This window comes from Microvirga sp. RSM25, from assembly GCF_044784385.1.
In the GTDB taxonomy this organism is placed as follows: domain Bacteria; phylum Pseudomonadota; class Alphaproteobacteria; order Rhizobiales; family Beijerinckiaceae; genus Microvirga; species Microvirga tunisiensis.
Genome location: NZ_CP173039.1, coordinates 2,001,235 through 2,017,072, shown reverse-complemented (window position 1 = coordinate 2,017,072; position 15,838 = coordinate 2,001,235). Strand labels below are relative to the sequence as shown.

At 61.5% G+C, this 15,838-nt stretch carries 16 protein-coding genes; 12 read left to right on the top strand and 4 right to left on the bottom strand.

Annotation, left to right across the window (positions count from 1 at the left end):
- Positions 1-36 precede the first annotated feature (36 nt).
- Positions 37-939, top strand: a complete 903-nt coding sequence (locus ACD578_RS09525) for an NAD(P)-dependent oxidoreductase (protein WP_404292553.1) — start codon at positions 37-39, stop codon at positions 937-939.
- On the opposite strand, the gene ACD578_RS09520 is transcribed toward ACD578_RS09525, so the two are convergent.
- The 3 genes from ACD578_RS09520 to ACD578_RS09510 form a co-directional block, all read right to left on the bottom strand.
- Complete coding sequence (locus ACD578_RS09520; protein ID WP_404292551.1) at positions 936-1,865, bottom strand: PfkB family carbohydrate kinase; 930 nt, start codon at positions 1,863-1,865, stop codon at positions 936-938. The genes ACD578_RS09525 and ACD578_RS09520 overlap by 4 nt on opposite strands.
- A 69-nt stretch (positions 1,866-1,934) precedes the next feature.
- Positions 1,935-2,609: a GntR family transcriptional regulator gene (locus ACD578_RS09515; RefSeq protein WP_404292549.1), complete on the bottom strand. Its 675-nt coding sequence runs from the start codon at positions 2,607-2,609 to the stop codon at positions 1,935-1,937.
- Complete coding sequence (locus ACD578_RS09510; RefSeq protein ID WP_404292547.1) at positions 2,606-3,493, bottom strand: dihydrodipicolinate synthase family protein; 888 nt, start codon at positions 3,491-3,493, stop codon at positions 2,606-2,608. The genes ACD578_RS09515 and ACD578_RS09510 overlap by 4 nt, the downstream gene beginning before the upstream one ends.
- Positions 3,494-3,633: 140 nt before the next feature.
- Between ACD578_RS09510 and ACD578_RS09505 the strand changes: the two genes are divergently transcribed.
- From ACD578_RS09505 to ACD578_RS09490, 4 genes are all read left to right on the top strand, one after another.
- Complete coding sequence (locus ACD578_RS09505) at positions 3,634-4,959, top strand: ABC transporter substrate-binding protein (RefSeq protein ID WP_404292545.1); 1,326 nt, start codon at positions 3,634-3,636, stop codon at positions 4,957-4,959.
- A gap of 42 nt (positions 4,960-5,001) precedes the next feature.
- Positions 5,002-5,934 (top strand): carbohydrate ABC transporter permease, encoded by a 933-nt coding sequence (locus ACD578_RS09500; protein ID WP_404292543.1) that lies wholly within the window; start codon positions 5,002-5,004, stop codon positions 5,932-5,934.
- A 2-nt stretch (positions 5,935-5,936) separates the two neighbouring features.
- The gene (locus tag ACD578_RS09495; RefSeq protein ID WP_404292541.1) at positions 5,937-6,761 is read left to right on the top strand and encodes a carbohydrate ABC transporter permease; all 825 of its coding nucleotides are present in this window, start codon (positions 5,937-5,939) and stop codon (positions 6,759-6,761) included.
- 281 nt (positions 6,762-7,042) lie between these two features.
- A complete protein-coding gene (locus tag ACD578_RS09490) occupies positions 7,043-7,645 on the top strand; it encodes a hypothetical protein (protein WP_404292539.1) in 603 nt (200 codons plus the stop codon).
- A 308-nt stretch (positions 7,646-7,953) separates the two neighbouring features.
- Here the strand turns inward: ACD578_RS09490 and ACD578_RS09485 are convergent, their stop codons facing one another.
- Complete coding sequence (locus ACD578_RS09485) at positions 7,954-8,709, bottom strand: calcium-binding protein (RefSeq protein WP_404292537.1); 756 nt, start codon at positions 8,707-8,709, stop codon at positions 7,954-7,956.
- 585 nt (positions 8,710-9,294) lie between these two features.
- Between ACD578_RS09485 and ACD578_RS09480 the strand changes: the two genes are divergently transcribed.
- The 7 genes from ACD578_RS09480 (at position 9,295) to ACD578_RS09450 (ending at position 15,799) form a co-directional block, all read left to right on the top strand.
- Positions 9,295-9,933: a GntR family transcriptional regulator gene (locus ACD578_RS09480; protein WP_404292535.1), complete on the top strand. Its 639-nt coding sequence runs from the start codon at positions 9,295-9,297 to the stop codon at positions 9,931-9,933.
- On the top strand, positions 9,930-10,907 hold the full coding sequence (locus tag ACD578_RS09475) for an alpha/beta hydrolase (protein WP_404292533.1): 978 nt from the start codon (positions 9,930-9,932) through the stop codon (positions 10,905-10,907). Before ACD578_RS09480 ends, ACD578_RS09475 begins: the two co-directional genes overlap by 4 nt.
- The gene (locus ACD578_RS09470; RefSeq protein WP_404292531.1) at positions 10,886-12,106 is read left to right on the top strand and encodes an ABC transporter substrate-binding protein; all 1,221 of its coding nucleotides are present in this window, start codon (positions 10,886-10,888) and stop codon (positions 12,104-12,106) included. Before ACD578_RS09475 ends, ACD578_RS09470 begins: the two co-directional genes overlap by 22 nt.
- 72 nt (positions 12,107-12,178) lie before the next feature.
- Positions 12,179-13,072, top strand: a complete 894-nt coding sequence (locus ACD578_RS09465) for a carbohydrate ABC transporter permease (protein ID WP_404292529.1) — start codon at positions 12,179-12,181, stop codon at positions 13,070-13,072.
- Entirely contained in the window at positions 13,069-13,905 is an 837-nt protein-coding gene (locus ACD578_RS09460) for a carbohydrate ABC transporter permease (RefSeq protein WP_404292527.1), read from the top strand. Before ACD578_RS09465 ends, ACD578_RS09460 begins: the two co-directional genes overlap by 4 nt.
- Complete coding sequence (locus tag ACD578_RS09455) at positions 13,902-14,792, top strand: sugar phosphate isomerase/epimerase family protein (RefSeq protein WP_404292526.1); 891 nt, start codon at positions 13,902-13,904, stop codon at positions 14,790-14,792. The genes ACD578_RS09460 and ACD578_RS09455 overlap by 4 nt, the downstream gene beginning before the upstream one ends.
- Positions 14,789-15,799, top strand: a complete 1,011-nt coding sequence (locus tag ACD578_RS09450) for a Gfo/Idh/MocA family protein (protein WP_404292524.1) — start codon at positions 14,789-14,791, stop codon at positions 15,797-15,799. The genes ACD578_RS09455 and ACD578_RS09450 overlap by 4 nt, the downstream gene beginning before the upstream one ends.
- Positions 15,800-15,838 lie beyond the last annotated feature (39 nt).

Here is a 15,838-nt window from a genome sequence, read left to right as displayed (position 1 = left end):
CTCGAGATCGGGCGGGTCCCATTGATGGAGTAACCAATGGCGGCAACCACTTCAGTCAATGTGGCGTTCCTCGGTATCGGTCTCATGGGATCGCGCCAAGCGAAACGACTGCTCGATGCGGGCCATTCAATGACGGTCTGGAACCGCTCGCGCGAGAAGGCTGAAGCGCTTTCCGCTTTTGGCGCCCGTGTCGTGGATACGGCCGCTGAAGCCGTGGCTGACGCAGATGTCGTCATCCTCATGCTGGAGAACGGCAGAATCGTCACCGATGTACTGTTCTCGCAAGGCGCGGCGGGAGCCCTCCGGCCGGGTGCTGTCCTGGTCGACATGAGTTCCATAAAGCCGGCCGAAGCACAGGAGCACGCGAAGCGCCTCGCGGAGCGCGGCGTCCATCACATCGATGCACCCGTTTCCGGCGGAACGCTTGGGGCAGAGCAGGGCACTCTCGCGATCATGGCCGGCGGCGAGTCCGATATGTTTGATCGTGTCGAGTCGCTCCTGGCGATCATGGGCCGGCCCGTTCACGTGGGTCCGCATGGGGCAGGACAACTGGCGAAACTTGCCAACCAGATCATCGTCGGCGTCACCATCGGTGCAGTTGCCGAGGCGCTGTTGCTGGCGCAGCGGGGAGGCGCCGATCCGGCCAAAGTCCGAGAAGCTCTCCGTGGAGGATTTGCCGAAAGCCGCATTCTCGAACTTCATGGCCAACGCATGGTCGAGCGCGATTTCGCCACGAAAGGCCGCTCGGTCACGCATCTCAAGGACCTCGACAACGCGTTGGATGCTGCGGAGCGCATCGATCTGGATGCTCTGCCCTATACCGCGCTGACGGCAGATCTCTTCCGAGGCCTTATCGACTATGCAGGCGATCTCGATCACAGTGGACTGCTCGTGGAACTGGAACGCCGGAACGCCTTAGGATCTTCGATCAAATCTTAAGTCGCAGCGCGGCTTCGTCCAAACACTTCCGAGAGCCGAGGAGAGCCGAGGCGTCCCCCGAAATGCTCGCACTTGATGGCGGCCGCAACGTTGGCCATCTGAACGGTCTGCGACAGATCCCAGTTGTTGGCGATACCATAGGCATAGGTGCCGTGCCAGACATCTCCGGCGTTCAAGGTGTCGACGGCGCGAATGGGAATTGATGGGAACGCGGATATAGAGCCCTCCACGGCTTGGCGCTGCCATATCAATGCTCCCGCCGATCCAAGCGTCACTCCGACAACGCCTGCTCCAAGATCGGTTGCGACTTCTATCAGCGCCTCTCTAGGTGAGGTGCTCGTGGCAAGCGAAAGCAAAGCGGGCTCGGAAAAGAGAACGTGGTCTGCAAGGCCGATCATCTCGCGGAGCGCTTCGGGAGGCGCGACATCCGCGTCAAGAATCGATGGAACGCCATGACGGCGCGCTTGGGCCAGCAACGCCTTTGCGCCTTCGAGCCAACGCATGTCGACCAGAACGGCAGCGGCTTCGGCCACTTCGTGAAGCGGGAGCCAGCTTGGATCGGGATCGAGTGACGGGTCGGTGTACGGCACCACCAGCCTTTCGCCGGCACTGTCGACGAGAATGGTCGAGAAGGCGGTACGGGCGCCTGGGATCCTGCGAATCCGGTTGATGCATACGGCTTCACGAGACAGGTCGCGCAGGAAGCTGTCGCCGGTGGGGTCGTCGCCTATGCGTGCCCAGAGCTCAACGTGGCCGCCAAGTCGGGCGATGGTGGCCGCAGCGGCCGTCGCCATCCCGGAAGCCGCTTGGACGGCCCTTTCCGGCAGCACCTTGGCGCCATGGCCGGGGATTTGGTCGACCTTGAAGATGGTGTCCCAGAATGCGCACCCGAGGCAGATCACCGGCTTCTGGTTCATCATCTTCATCCGAAACTGTCAATTGCTGGCCCAAGTGAGACTGAAACGTCTCGCGGCACATTGGGAGGGCTAAGGCCGTTACTCAAGCCTGAGTGCCCGCGCCCGCGCGTTCATGATGTGGGCAATTGAGGCTTCCACGGCGGCCGAGATATCCCGCCGCTTCATGGCCGCGATGATGGCAAGGTGCTCGCGCATAACAGGGACCACGAGAACTTCGTCGAGGCTCGTCTCGTTCTGACGAATGAGACGCACCTTGATCCAATTCACCCGGTAGGCCTTCGAGATGATATCGTTGTTCAGGTCATCGATGATCGTCTCGTGGAACTCGCGGTCCACCTGCTGAGCCTCGGCGACGAGTTTTTCCGTCAGTCCGTTTTGTGCAGCAGCGACAATCGATTGATGGGCAGCTTCGATCCGTCCGATTGCAGCGTCGCTGGCTGTCTGACTGAAGGATGCGATCGCCTCGCGCTCGAGTATCAGTCGAAACTGGAATGCGTTGCGGATCAACGTGATGTCGAGCGGCAGGATCTGCAATCCGCGCTGCGGAACCGTAACGATTAACCCTTCCGCTTCCAGCCGGGGAATCAGCTCGCGGATTGCGCCGAGGGATTGTCCTGTAAGGGTGACCAATTCCCGCTGGGTCACGAATTGGCCAGGCTTGATCTCGCTTCGCAACAACTGGTCCGTGAAGACGTCATAGGCCCGCTCACGCAGCTTGAGTTCCGAGCGGGGCGCTGGGCGAGCCATGCTCATGCGACGGCCTTGGTCACTTTTCCGAACGGCTCGAGCAGTGATACGGCTCGCGCCGTGGTCTGTTCGTCCAGTGTCGGAAGAGGAGGCCTTGCGGCCGCCCAAACCGGATCTCTGCGCACATGAGCGACGAGCGCCTTCACCATGGGGATGACGGGGCGCCGGACGATCTCCTGAACCAGTTCGACGATGCGAGGATCGTCTCGTCCGTTCTCCGCCAAGGCGATCACGGCTTCGGGCAGGATGTTGGCCACTCCGCAGATGGATCCTGCGGCACCCGCGGCGCAGGCCCGGCCGAGATAGGTTTCATCGCCGACAAGGATGTCGAGCTCGGGAAAGGCCTTGATCAGGGCGAATGTCGCCTCGGCGTCGCCCGCGCTGTCTTTGACGCCTCTGATGGCGCCGGGGTAGCGGTCCTTCAGGCGCGAAATGACGGAGTGCGAGAGGGGCACGCCGGTCATCCCGGGAATATGATAGAGGATGACATCTCGAAGGTCGCTGCCGACGGCCTCGAACACGGCCGAATACCAGGCGAGCACAGCGTCGTCCGGGGCGGGGCGGAAGTAGAAGGGCGGCGCCAGCAGGACCGCATGGGCACCGCGGCGCAAAGCCTGGCGTGTGCTATAGGCAGCCTCCTCCGGCGAACAGGCGATCACGCCTTCCACCAATTTTTCCGCCGGGATGCCGAGGCCTACGATCTCGTTCGCGACGCGTTCACGCTCGGCGGCTCCGACGGAGGGGCCCTCGCCAGTCGTCCCGAACAGTGTCGCCGTCCGGCAGCCGCGGGCAAGGCAATCTTTGGCATGGGCCGCCAAGCGGTGAACATCCACCTTTCCGTCGAGAAAGGGGGTGACGAGGGCCGGACTGATGCCAAAGCTGAGCGACAAGAGAGCCTCCAATAACAGCTTCGGCTCCTGGCCGAGCAAGTGTTGTGTTGACACTAACATGTTACATGGTGCTTAATCGGTTGCAAGCACCGAAAAGAGTCCGGAAGGACCGTTACATCAAATCACGGAGGAAACGGGCAATGGTCGGATCGGTTACGCGTCGTACATTTCTTGCAAGCACGGCGGCTGCTGCCGCATACGGTTTCGGCGGCGTGATGCCCGCCTTCGCGGATGTGAACTGGAAGAAGTACGCCGGCACGAAGATCGGGGTGAACCTCATCAAGAGCCCGCGCGGCGAGGTTCTGCAGAAATACGAGAAGGAATTCACCGACCTAACGGGAATTCAGGTTTCATCCGAGCAGACGCCGGAGCAGCAGCAGCGGCAGAAAGCCGTGATCGAACTCAACTCGGGAAGCCCGAGCTTCGACGTGGTTCATATCAGCTATCACGTGCAGAAGCGCCAGTTCGAGAAGGCCAATTGGCTGGCCGACATCAGCGGCTTCATGAAGAATCCGGAACTGACGGATCCGAGCCTCACCGAAAGCGATTTCTCTCAGGCGGGCTTGCTCTATGCGAAGAATCCGCAGGGCCAGATGCTGTCGCTGCCGTTCTCCGTCGATTACTGGCTGGTGTACTGGAACAAGGAACTCTTCGCGAAAAAGGGGCTCGCCTATCCGCAAACCTTCGACGAGATGGTGAAGGTCGCGGAGGCGCTGACGGATTCGAAGGAGGGGACCTACGGCTTCGTCGCCCGCGGTTTGAAGAATGCCAATGTTCCTGTCTGGACGAGTTTCCTGCTCGGCCAGGGGATCGATCCCGTCGATGCCAGCGGCAATCTTATGACCGACTCGCCGGAGGCGATCGAGGCTGCGAAGCTCTATCAGCGTCTTCTCACCAAGTCCGCACCGCAGGGCGTCGCCGGCTTCAATTGGTCGGAATGCCAATCGGCTTTCCTACAGGGCAAGGTCGGCATGTGGCTCGATGGCGTCGGCTTTGCACCTCCGCTGGAGGATCCGGAGAGATCGCGAGTCGTCGGCAAGGTCGGCTATGGTGTCATGCCGCGTGGACCGAAGGCGCAAGCTTCGGCGACGTTCGGCGATGGCATCGGCGTCACGGCTGCCAGCAAGAACAAGGAAGCAGCCTATCTCTATTGCCAATGGGCCGTCTCAAAGCTGATGGGCGCGCGCCTGCTGCAGGCGGGTGGTGGCGTTCCGTTCCGCCAGTCGATCCTCAACGACCCTGAGACGCGCAAGGGCGTGAAGATGCCGCCGGCCTGGATCGACGCAGTGGTGGAGTCGGGCAAGATCAGCAAGCTCGGCCTTCCTGTCATCCAACCGGTGACCGAGTTCCGCGATGTCATCGGCATCGGGCTGACGAATCTTCTGGGAGGAGGGGATCCGGCCGCCGAGATGAAAAAGGCGACGGAGCAATTCAAGCCTATCCTCGAGCGCAGCGAGAAGGCTTGATGCGAGCCGGATGGGAGAAGATCGGCATGGTGGAGCATGTCCATGGCCACCATCGCTGAACGCCAAGTCACCCCGCTGACGGAGCCAGCGCCCACAACGGGCGCTCGCCCAAAAAGCTCCTACTGGCCGTTCGTCGTTCCCGCCGTGGCTGTGGTGGGATCGGTGATCGTGTTCCCGTGGGCCTTCACGGTGTGGATGAGCCTGCAAGAATGGACGGTCGGTGGAGCCCGGCGCTTCACCGGCCTGTCGAACTACATGCGTCTCGTGTCGGACGAGCGCTTCCTGACCTCCGTCGGCCATACGCTCGTCTACACATTCCTGGCCGTCGTTCTGCCGCTGATCTTCGGTACCTTCGCGGCTCTCATCTTCAACTCCCGTCTGCCGTTCCGGGGCGTCCTGCGCGGCGTGTTCGTCATGCCGATGATGGCCACGCCCGTGGCTGTCGCATTGGTGTGGACGATGATGTTTCATCCGCAACTGGGGGTGCTGAACTACCTTTTGTCCCTGATCGGCATCGGTCCGCAGGCCTGGGTCTTCAATCCCTCCACGGTGATCCCGTCGCTGGTTCTGGTCGAGACCTGGCAGTGGACGCCGCTCGTCATGCTGATCGTCCTGGGTGGTCTCGCAGCCATCCCGATAGAGCCCTATGAAAGCGCCGCCATTGACGGAGCAAACGTCCTGCAGCGCTTCCGCTACATCACGCTGCCGATGATCGCGCCGTTCCTCATGGTCGCCGTGATTATCAGAACCATCGATGCCTTGAAGAGCTTCGACATCATCTATGCCATTACCCAGGGCGGACCAGGCACGGCATCGGAAACCATCAATCTCTATCTCTACAGTGTTGCCTTCGCCTATTACGACGTCGGCTACGGATCAGCGATTGCAGTCGTGTTCTTCGCCATCGTCATCGCCCTGTCCCTTCTCATGCTCCATCTTCGTCAGCGCACGAAGTGGATCGACATTCAGGGGTGAGCATGAACCTCCGAAAAGTCGCCAATTCGCTCGGTCTTCTGTTCGTCGGTCTCGTGCTGGTCTCGCCGGCCATCCTATTCTTCCTTTGGATGATTTCGCTCTCGCTGAAATTCGAAGTCGATAACGCCGCTTACCCGCCGATCCTGATCCCCGAACGTTTCGCCTGGAAGAACTATACGGGCGTGTTCGAATCCAATCGCTTCGGCCTTTTCTTTCTCAACAGCCTGATCGTGACCGGCGCCGCGACCGGACTCGCCCTCCTGATCGGCGTGCCTGCCGGCTATGGCATTGCCCGCATGCGGGCCACCAAGGCCGCGGTGGTCGTGCTCATCGCCCGCATGACCCCCGGCCTGTCGTACCTGATCCCGCTTTTCCTGCTCTTCCAGTGGCTGGGGCTCATGGGTACGCTCGTGCCGCAGATCATCGCTCATCTCGTGATTACGGTGCCGATCGTCATCTGGATCATGATCGGCTATTTCGAGACAACTCCGCTCGAACTCGAGGAGGCGGCGGTCATCGATGGTGCCAACCGCTGGCACGTTTTTCGCTATGTCGCCCTGCCCATCGCGAAGCCTGGCATCACGGTCGCATTCATCCTCGCAGTGATCTTCTCCTGGAACAACTTCGTCTTCGGCGTCGTGCTGGCAGGCCGGGAAACCCGTACCCTGCCCGTCGCGGTCTACAACATGCTGTCATTCGAACAGTTGAGCTGGGGGCCCTTGGCTGCGGCGGCACTGATCGTGACCTTGCCAGTCCTCATTCTCACCATCATCGCGCAGCGGCAGATCGTGGCGGGCCTCACGGCCGGTGCCGTGAAGGGCGGCTAAACCGAGCGGCAGATCCGTCTGCCGGTTCGATCTTGTCAGCGCAATTTCCAAGCAATCGACAAGGGGATTGCGGAGGGAGAATGTCCTGCACGACAGCCAGGCTGCTCGTTCGGGAAGGCTGGCTCGGATCGTGGAACGCAATCGCCGGCCTTTTCGTCAGGAACGCCAGGCGGTTGTCCCAAATGATCAAGCAACCTCGCCGGAGGACGAGTACAATAGGCCATCGTCGTGGTCCTTGCTTCCGGCATGGGCCGCACGCGTTAGCAGATGTGAGGATGGCGATGAACAGAACTCTCCTGGCTCTTGGTGCTCTGGCAGTGAGCGCTCTTCTCATTCCAGGCGATGCTGAGGCGCAGCGGTTCGGCGGGCGCGGCGGCGGAGGGGGCGCCCGCATCGGCGGCGGGTTCGGCAGCGGCGGTGCTTTCCGAGGAGGCGGCTTCGGCGGCGGTCAAAGGATGTTCATTCCTCGTGGAGGCATGGGCGGGGCGCGGGTCGGAATGGGCGGCGGGTTCTCCGGCAGAGCCATTGCAGCCCGACCTGGCCGGAGTGATTTCCGAATGGCCGCGCTCGGGCGTCCTGGATATGGTGTCCGCGCTCCGTATTACGGTCGCGTCGCCGGCAATTACAGGCCCTATTACCGTGGCTATTATGGCCGGGGCTACCCGTATTATCGAGGGTATCCTTACTATGGCGGAGCCTTGGCCGCGGGATTGGCGCTTGGCGCCTTCAGCTACCCGTTTTATGGCTACGGCTACAATTACCCGTATTATGGAAATTACCCGACCACGGTAGCATATGGCGAGGATTGCTATTGGGTTCGCCGCCGCGTCATTGGTCCTTATGGACGTGTCTTCATCCGCCGCGAACAGGTCTGCAATTACTGAAGAGCGCCGGTTGCGAAGGATCGTTTTTTGCCGATGGCCTGGGAACGCCGACTCTGGCGTTGCTTTTGCGGTCCTTAGGGCAAGGTGGGACCGTCCCGCGTTTTGAAGTCGAACCGGGACCTCGTTGCCGCATCGATCTGCGGCACTCTCCACGTTCGGTCTAAGGATCAGGGAGGCAAGGACCGATATATCGTGGTTCGTTAAAGACCGGGCGCGACTGCTAATAGGGTGGTGTTCCCTACCAGTTTTGCTCGTTGATTCATCTTCGTGCATCTACGCTCGATCCGAACGCGCCGAGCGTCTCACGATCAGATGTTGATGATATAGCGGTAGTTCATGTCCGCGGCACTGCCGGCACCTGTCAGGATGACGCCGGTTTCGAACCGGTTGTCGTTGTTGAGATCGGAGAGCAGGTAGCCTGTATCCGTCTGAGCGTTGTACAGGAACACATGTGCGATGCTTGCGCTGGTGAAGATTGACTCCGCCTGGGATGCCGCATCCGCAATGGAGGTCGCACCTGTGCTGGCCTCGCGGTAATTGACCGAGGTCCCTGCGATTCGCATTCCGATCCAATCGGTGGCCGCGCTCCAATCGGTGATCGTGTCGGCGCTCGTGCTGGTGATCCCGGACGAGTTCCGGGTGAATTCGAAAGCGTCACCGCCCGTTCCTCCGGTGAGACGGTCTCGCCCGGAACCACCGTTGAGAAGGTCGTCACTAGAACCTCCGGAAAGCGAATCCTGTCCCGAACCTCCGTACAGGTTGTCGTAATTCGCCCCGCCGGAGAGGCGGTCGTTTCCGCTTTCGCCAAAAAGAAAATCGAAGCCGTAACTGCCGACGAGACTGTCGTTACCCGACCCGCCGTACATATCGTCGGGACCATCCCCGCCGTTCAGATAATCGTTGCCGTTCCCACCGACGACGATGTCATAGCCCCAGGCGCCATAGACATCGTCATTGCCGCCAAAGCCGTAGAGATCGTCGTCGCTGCCGAATCCGTAGATCACATCGCGACGGGAGGTTCCGTCGATCAGATTGGGCCAATCGTTCCCATAGAAGGTCGCCATGCCTTCCTCCGCGCTGCCCCCTCGGGTGCCTCAAACGGTCCGGGCCTATTGTCGGAGATCAATTGCGACCAATTATACGCCGTCCACCGTTCGCATGTGGGAAAATGCTATCGTCTCAGGTGGGTATTTTGAGGCGCACTTCCACGGCGATAAATCTCGTGAGGAACGGAATTGAAGCACAATGGGCGATATTCTCTGACGCCGCTCGTGGTCAGGGAAAGCCCAGCTTCCATGGCACGAAAGGGCAGGCGTCCTGCTTGCAGAATTCCGCGCTCGTTGTCGGTCTGGCGCGAGATTTTGCTCGGCAAGGACAATCAAAAACCCTGACGATGTTCACGTCCAAGGGTTTCCAGCATCGGGTTGGGACCTGAACCCGCCAAGAACCTGTCCGTCTGATTCCCTAATCCGTGAACTGCGACAACCATACAGAGGCGGGCCTTCTGGCTGACTTTCCCTTTCAGTGCCAAATTTGTCCTCTCGTCACTAAAATCCTCCTAATAATGCCCAAGCGCTGGTCCCCCGCCGGGAGCAGTTGACCATCACAGCAAAGCTCATTATCGATATCGATAAATGATCGGGTGCATTATGAACATTGTTCCGATTAAGCGTCCGCGCGAGCTTGTCTATGAGACCGTCAAGCGGCGCATCATGATGAACGAACTTAAGCCGGGCGCTAGTCTGACCGAACTCGGTTTGGCTCGCGAGATCGGCTGCAGTCAGGGAACAATCCGGGAGGCTCTCCTTCGGCTCCAAGAAGACGGCCTTGTGACGAGGGCCGGCCACCGGGGCACCACGGTGACGCGCCTCGACCAAGAGGAGGCCGAGGAAACCCTCGCGATCCGACGCCGCATTGAGGTGCGTGGGGCGCTGAAATCGACCCGGAACGTCACGGACGAGGTGCTTGCGGACCTTCGCCGCCTCATCGTTCGGATGGAGGAAACGGCCGATCAGGACGACGCCTTCACATTGATCGAATTCGACATGGCCTTCCACCTGACCATGTTCAAACTCTCCGGTCTTGAGGCGCTCGAACAGATCCTCACCCGCTGCACCCTTCACACCCATCGATCGAAGCTCTGGGCGCCAAGCCATAGAAGACCGCTTCTTGAGACGGCACGAAGGCACAATGTGCTCCTTGAACGCCTTGAAGCAGGCGACGGGGAGGGGCTGGCTCATGCCATTGGTGCGCATATCGATACGATCGTCACGAAGGAGGATGCATGACCCCGTTCGTGGAACCGCAGATGCAGGCCATTCTGGACCGGATCCGGTCGGGTCCGCAGATCGACTTCAAGACGATGCCCATCGCGGAGGCGCGCCGGCAGTCGGACGCTGCCACCGTCCCATGGAGTCACGGCGCGCCTGAGATGGCGGTGCGGGACCTGACCGTCGATGCGGGTCCGCATGAGATGAGAGCGCGCCTCTACCTTCCGGTTGAGGGGGCCGTCGTCTCGCCGATCCTCTACATCCATGGCGGCGGCTGGACCTTCGGATCCATCGACACCCATGATGGCACGATGCGAAATCTCGCTGAGGCCGCGCAGCGTCCCGTGCTCGGCATCGATTACCGCCTCGCTCCGGAGCATCCCTTTCCGGCGCCTCTCGACGACGTTCTGACGGCCATCGCGTTCGTCGAGACCGGAGGTCTCGGCATCCCGGTTTCCGCGCATGATATGGCGATCGCGGGCGATTCCGCAGGGGCCAACCTGGCTCTCGCAGCGCTGCTGGCACGCCGCGACCGGAGGCTGCCTCAGCTGGCATGCGCCGCTCTCTTCTATGGCTGCTACGCGCCGGATTTCACGACGGCGAGCCATGCGGAATTCGGGGGCGGGGCCTATCTGCTCACCAGCGTGAACATGCGCTGGTACTGGAGCAACTTCCTGGGCCGAGAAGGCGAGGGCACCACCTCTCTCGCTGCGCCGGTGAGATATGACATGAGCGGATTGCCGCCGCTCTACCTGTCGGCGGCTGGCCTCGATCCGCTCCGCGACGATACCCTTCACCTTGCCGAAAAGCTTGCCGCCTTCGGAGTTTCCTTCCGCTGCGATCACGTTCCCGGTGTGGTCCACGGCTGTCTGCGCATGACCCGGGAGCTCGATGCCGCCCGAGCAATGATCGAGGCGGGAGCTGACTTCATCGTCTCGCAATTCAAAAAAAATCTGGGAGGAACACAAACATGGAGCGCCGAGATTTCCTGAAGCTTTCCGCCGCCGCCGCGTTGGCGGCACCGCTCGCACGACCGGCCATAGCACAGACGCCAACCACTGTGCGCTGGTGGTACCATTTCGATAATCCGCAGAACTCGCCCGCAGCCCTGGTGGCGAAATTCGAGCAGGAGAACCCCGGTATCAAGATCCAGGCCGAGGCAATTCCGTGGGGAGGCGGCAACGACTACCAGACCCGCCTGTTCGCCGCTCTCGTGGCAGGCAACGGGCCTGACGCCGCCATGGTGCGCCTGTCCTGGGCCGCGCGCTTCGCGGCCATGAAGGCCCTTGAGCCTCTTGATGCGATGATTGGCGGATGGGCTGGGCGAAGCGACATCTCGGACAATGTCTGGAAGATCAATAAAGGCGCAGACGGTAAGCAATATTACCTGCCCCTGCAATATGTCGTGATCTACCTCTACTACCGCCAGGATCTCTTCCAGCAAGCCGGTCTCCAGCCGCCGAAGACCTTCGATGAGTTTCTCGCCGCCGCCAGGACACTGACGAAGGGCGATATGGCCGGGTTCGGCATGCGCGGCGGAGCCGGTGGCTTCGACAACTGGGGCCCGTTTGTCCTCGGTGGCGGAGCGAGTTTCGAGAAAGGCGGCATGATCAGCGAGAAGGCGCTCGCGGCCAACCGGTGGTATGTCGGCTTGGCGCGGGACGCGAAGGTGACGCCGGCTTCCGCCCCCACCGACAGCTTCCGTCAGATCGTCGACGCTTTCAAGGCGGGCCGGACGGCGATGATCATGCACCATGTTGGATCCGCCAACGAGATCGTTGGAGCGCTCGGTGACAAGGTGTCCGCCATTCCGGTTCCTCGCGCTGCGGATGGACAAGGCTGGACCTATTTCGGTGATGAATCCAATGCGGTCTTCGCCGCCAGCAAGGCCAAGGAGGCGGCCTTCCGCTGGATTTCCTTCCTGTCGACGGCCGAGAACAATGTCGAGCTGAACAAGCTCACGGGACAATTGCCCATCACCACCTCCGGTGCCGCGCAATGGACAGGCCATCCCAAGCGTTTCGTGGATGCGAGCTCCGCCTCGCTGCCGATTGCCCGGTCACTTCCGGACCATCCCAAGACACCGGATTTCATTGCCCGCGTCTGGCCCACCAACATGCAGAGAGCCTTGAATGGGGAAATATCGCCCGACGACATGATGAAGGCCATCGAACAGCACTTCAACGGCTGAAGGTCATCGGGATCGGCAGATGCAGTCGCAACCGGGCGGTGGCGTGCCACCGCCCCAATCCGGAAGTCCATCTTGATCACCGCAGCCAATCATCGATTTTCCCGGTGGACTCCGGCATGGTTTCTGGCACCTGCGCTGGCAATCACCGCCGCGGTTGTCGTCGTGCCGGCCGCCCAGACGATCTGGCTCAGCCTGCACGACTACCTGCTCTACGAACCCGATGCCGCCACCTTCGTCGGCCTGCGGAATTTCAGCGCCATCCTGCGGGACGAGGTCTTCTGGATCTCTCTCTGGCACTCGGCCGTCTGGATCGTCGGAGTGGTCGGATTGCAGTTTCTCCTGGGCCTCGTCACCGCCCTCCTGCTCAACCAGAGTTTCTGGTGGCGTGGCGCCGCGCGGGCCCTGGTCGTCGTGCCCTGGGCTCTGCCCAGCGTCATCATCGGACTGATGTGGACGTGGATGTACGACTTCAATGTCGGCGTCCTGAACGATATTCTCGTTCGCATCGGGATCATAGACGCACCGGTCGCGTGGCTTGCGCGTCCCGACCTCGCGCTCGCGGCCATCATGGCGTCCCTCGTCTGGCAGGGCTTCCCGTTCTTCGCCATCACGATATTGGCAGGGCTGCAGACCATTCCGTCGGAGCTCTACGAAGCCGCCGAGATCGATGGCGCCAATCGGAGCCAGATGCTGCGGCACATCACGCTTCCGAGCATCGCCGACGTGATCGCGACTGCGCTGCTGCTGCGGACCATCTGGGTGGCGAACTCCCTCGACGTCATTCTCGTCATGACGGGCGGTGGTCCGGGCTATGCCACGCATACCCTCCCGCTCTACGCCTTCGTGCGGGCCTACAGCAGCATGGAGTTCGGCTACGCCGCCGCGCTCGCGCTGATCCTCACGCTTCTCCTGCTTACTGTCGTCTGGCTCTATGTCCGGCGCGCCTCACGGGATCTCGACCGATGAAGGACCGCCGATCCGCCGTGCGACGGTTCCTGGAGGTCGAGCTTCCGGTGCTCGCCATCCTGGCTTTTGCTCTCGCGCCTTATGCCTGGATGGTCCTGACCTCCATCAAACCCCAGGCGGAGCTCTCGCTCTGGCCGATCCGCTATCTGCCGGAGAATGCCACCCTCGACCATTACCGTGAACTCATCAGCCGAACCACTTTCGCGGGAAATCTCCTCAACAGCTTCATCATCGCGACCGGCGCGGCCGCCCTCGGGCTTGGTGTGTCCATCCCGGCTGCCTATGCGTTCTCGCGCTTCCGGTTTCGGGCACGGCGCGCGTTGATGACGGGTTTCCTTGTCATCAACATGTTTCCGATCGTCCTCCTGATCATCCCGCTCTTCATCCTGATGAAGAACCTCGGTCTGCTCGACACGTTTCTGGGTGTGATTCTCGGCCATTCGACCTTCGCAATACCCTTCGCGATATGGATGCTGACGAGCTATTTCAACGCGATCCCGCGTGACCTCGACGAAGCGGCGATGATCGACGGGGCAACACGCCAGCAGGCGATCCGCCTGATCGTTCTGCCCCTCGTCATGCCGGGCGTGGTCACCGCGGGCATCTATATCTTCATCACCTCGTGGAACGAGTACCTGTTTGCCATGATGCTGTCGGGGCAGGCCGTTCGCACCGTCACGGTCGCGCTGCAGCTGTTTATCGGCGAGTTCACCATCCAGTGGGGCCTGCTGACCGCAGGTGGAACTCTCATTGCGCTCCCCGTCACCATTCTCTTCCTCCTTGTGCAACGAAGGCTCGTGAGCGGTCTCACAGCCGGTGCGGTGAAATCATGACAAGCAAAAACCCGATTGGGGTCATCTCCATGTTCTATGCGCGGCCCTTCACGCGCGAGCACTTCGCGACATTTGCCCGCATGAAGGCCGCAGGCGCCGACGTGGTGGAACTGCTCGTCCCCGAGCCGGGCGAGTTGGACCTAGTGGAGACCCGGCGCGCAGCGGAGGATGCGGGTCTCGCCATCGTTCTTGCGGCCCGGGTGAATCTGAAGCGAGATCTGGCAAGCGCAAGCCCCGAGGCTCACCAGGCGGGCATCGCCTATTTGGAGACTTGCGTCGACATCGCATCCGAACTTGGAGCTCGCATCGTCGGCGGTCCGCTCTACGGTGCGCCTCTCGTCTTCGCAGGTCGCGCACCGTCGCCGGTTGGCCCCGATGAGCGCCGACGCCGGATCGACGCCGTGGTCTCCGGCCTGAAAACAGCGGCCGCGAGAGCCGTGGATTCAGGCGTCGTCCTCGGCCTTGAAGCACTGAACCGGTTCGAGACCGACATCGCCAACACGGCCGGCCACGCGATCGAGATCGTCGACCGCGTCGGATCACCGGGGCTCGGCGTCATGCTCGACACCTTTCACATGAATATGGAGGAGTTCGACCTTTCCAGCGCGATCCGCAAGACCGGCGCGCGCCTTGTCCATTTTCAGGCCAACGAGAACAACCGTGGTTTCGTCGGGTCGGGCCATATCGATTGGCCCGGCATTGCCCGGGCGCTTCACGATATCTCCTATGAGGGCCCTATCGTTCTGGAGCCGTTTCGGCGCGACGATGAGCATGCGGGTGTCACCCTGGCTCAGTGGAGGGCTCCTGCGCGCGACGAGGATCCAGAACTGGCGGCGAGCATTGCCTACCTCAAGACTGCCCTCGCTTTCGCTGGGAGGATCCAATGACATTGGTAAGAGTGGCTTGGATCGGGTGCGGGACTCACGCCAACGAGATGCTTCTGCCGCAGCTCATGCGGCATGATGTGACGTTGGCCGTTCTCTGTGACACGGATGCCGATCGGCTCGCCCGGACGGCTGCGCGTTTCGGCGTCCCTCCGGAGCGGACAACCCGTGACTGGCGTGACGTCCTAAACCGGAATGACATCGACGCCCTCGGACTGGCGATAGGCCCGCAGGGACATTTCGAAATTGGAATGGCCGCCATCGAGCGGCGCCTTCCCGTCTTCATGGAAAAGCCGCCGGCTCCGACGGCGCTTCAGGCTCGTCAGCTTGCCGAGGCATCGAAGCGCCAGGGCGCACCGGTGGTCATGGGCTTCATGAAGCGCTATTCGACGGCAAACCGGATTGCGTCCAACATCCTCCTGGCACCCGATTTCGGCGAACGGGCAAGCTTCCTCGGACAGTACATGACGGCGCCGACCTACTTCGCCAAGGATCCGGACTATAGCGGCTTCTACCTGCATCACTGCGTCCATTATTTCGATCTCGTTCCCTACCTGATGGGCGATGTCGAAACGGTGGCGGCCCGACGGCACGAGCTTGCACCGGGCAAGCTTCTCCTCCACGTCGATTTCTGCTTCGTCGGTGGTTCCATCGGAACGCTCGTGGTGGGCACGCATCAGTCCCGCGGCACGCCCATGGAATGGTGGCAGGTCATGGGTGATCATCGCCGCGTCGAGGTCAGGAATGTCCATGAGGTCCGCTACTACCGCGCTCCGCCCTTCAAAGTCTCCGACCGCAATGCGACGCTGGCGGATGGTGTCGACACCTTGGTCTGGGAGCCGAACCTGACCGCAGCGGCAAACGAGGATCACAAGGGCTATCACGCCTTGCTGGGCGAGTTCGTACGCGGTATTCGCGGGCCGACGGACGCTCCGACGATTGCCGATGGGGCTCGTGCTATGGAGCTGCTCGAGCAGGCCATCGGCGGGACGGCCGCCGAAGTCCGCTGACTCGGAACTGCGCTCCCATCCTTACCGGTCAAATTTTCG

Coding starts and splice junctions, on each gene's coding strand:
- ACD578_RS09525 (WP_404292553.1), top strand. CDS start 37: ATGGCGGCAACCACTTCAGTCAATGTGGCGTTCCTCGGTATCGGTCTC.
- ACD578_RS09520 (WP_404292551.1), bottom strand. CDS start 1,865: ATGAAGATGATGAACCAGAAGCCGGTGATCTGCCTCGGGTGCGCATTC.
- ACD578_RS09515 (WP_404292549.1), bottom strand. CDS start 2,609: ATGAGCATGGCTCGCCCAGCGCCCCGCTCGGAACTCAAGCTGCGTGAG.
- ACD578_RS09505 (WP_404292545.1), top strand. CDS start 3,634: ATGGTCGGATCGGTTACGCGTCGTACATTTCTTGCAAGCACGGCGGCT.
- ACD578_RS09500 (WP_404292543.1), top strand. CDS start 5,002: ATGGCCACCATCGCTGAACGCCAAGTCACCCCGCTGACGGAGCCAGCG.
- ACD578_RS09495 (WP_404292541.1), top strand. CDS start 5,937: ATGAACCTCCGAAAAGTCGCCAATTCGCTCGGTCTTCTGTTCGTCGGT.
- ACD578_RS09490 (WP_404292539.1), top strand. CDS start 7,043: ATGAACAGAACTCTCCTGGCTCTTGGTGCTCTGGCAGTGAGCGCTCTT.
- ACD578_RS09485 (WP_404292537.1), bottom strand. CDS start 8,709: ATGGCGACCTTCTATGGGAACGATTGGCCCAATCTGATCGACGGAACC.
- ACD578_RS09480 (WP_404292535.1), top strand. CDS start 9,295: ATGAACATTGTTCCGATTAAGCGTCCGCGCGAGCTTGTCTATGAGACC.
- ACD578_RS09475 (WP_404292533.1), top strand. CDS start 9,930: ATGACCCCGTTCGTGGAACCGCAGATGCAGGCCATTCTGGACCGGATC.
- ACD578_RS09470 (WP_404292531.1), top strand. CDS start 10,886: ATGGAGCGCCGAGATTTCCTGAAGCTTTCCGCCGCCGCCGCGTTGGCG.
- ACD578_RS09460 (WP_404292527.1), top strand. CDS start 13,069: ATGAAGGACCGCCGATCCGCCGTGCGACGGTTCCTGGAGGTCGAGCTT.
- ACD578_RS09455 (WP_404292526.1), top strand. CDS start 13,902: ATGACAAGCAAAAACCCGATTGGGGTCATCTCCATGTTCTATGCGCGG.
- ACD578_RS09450 (WP_404292524.1), top strand. CDS start 14,789: ATGACATTGGTAAGAGTGGCTTGGATCGGGTGCGGGACTCACGCCAAC.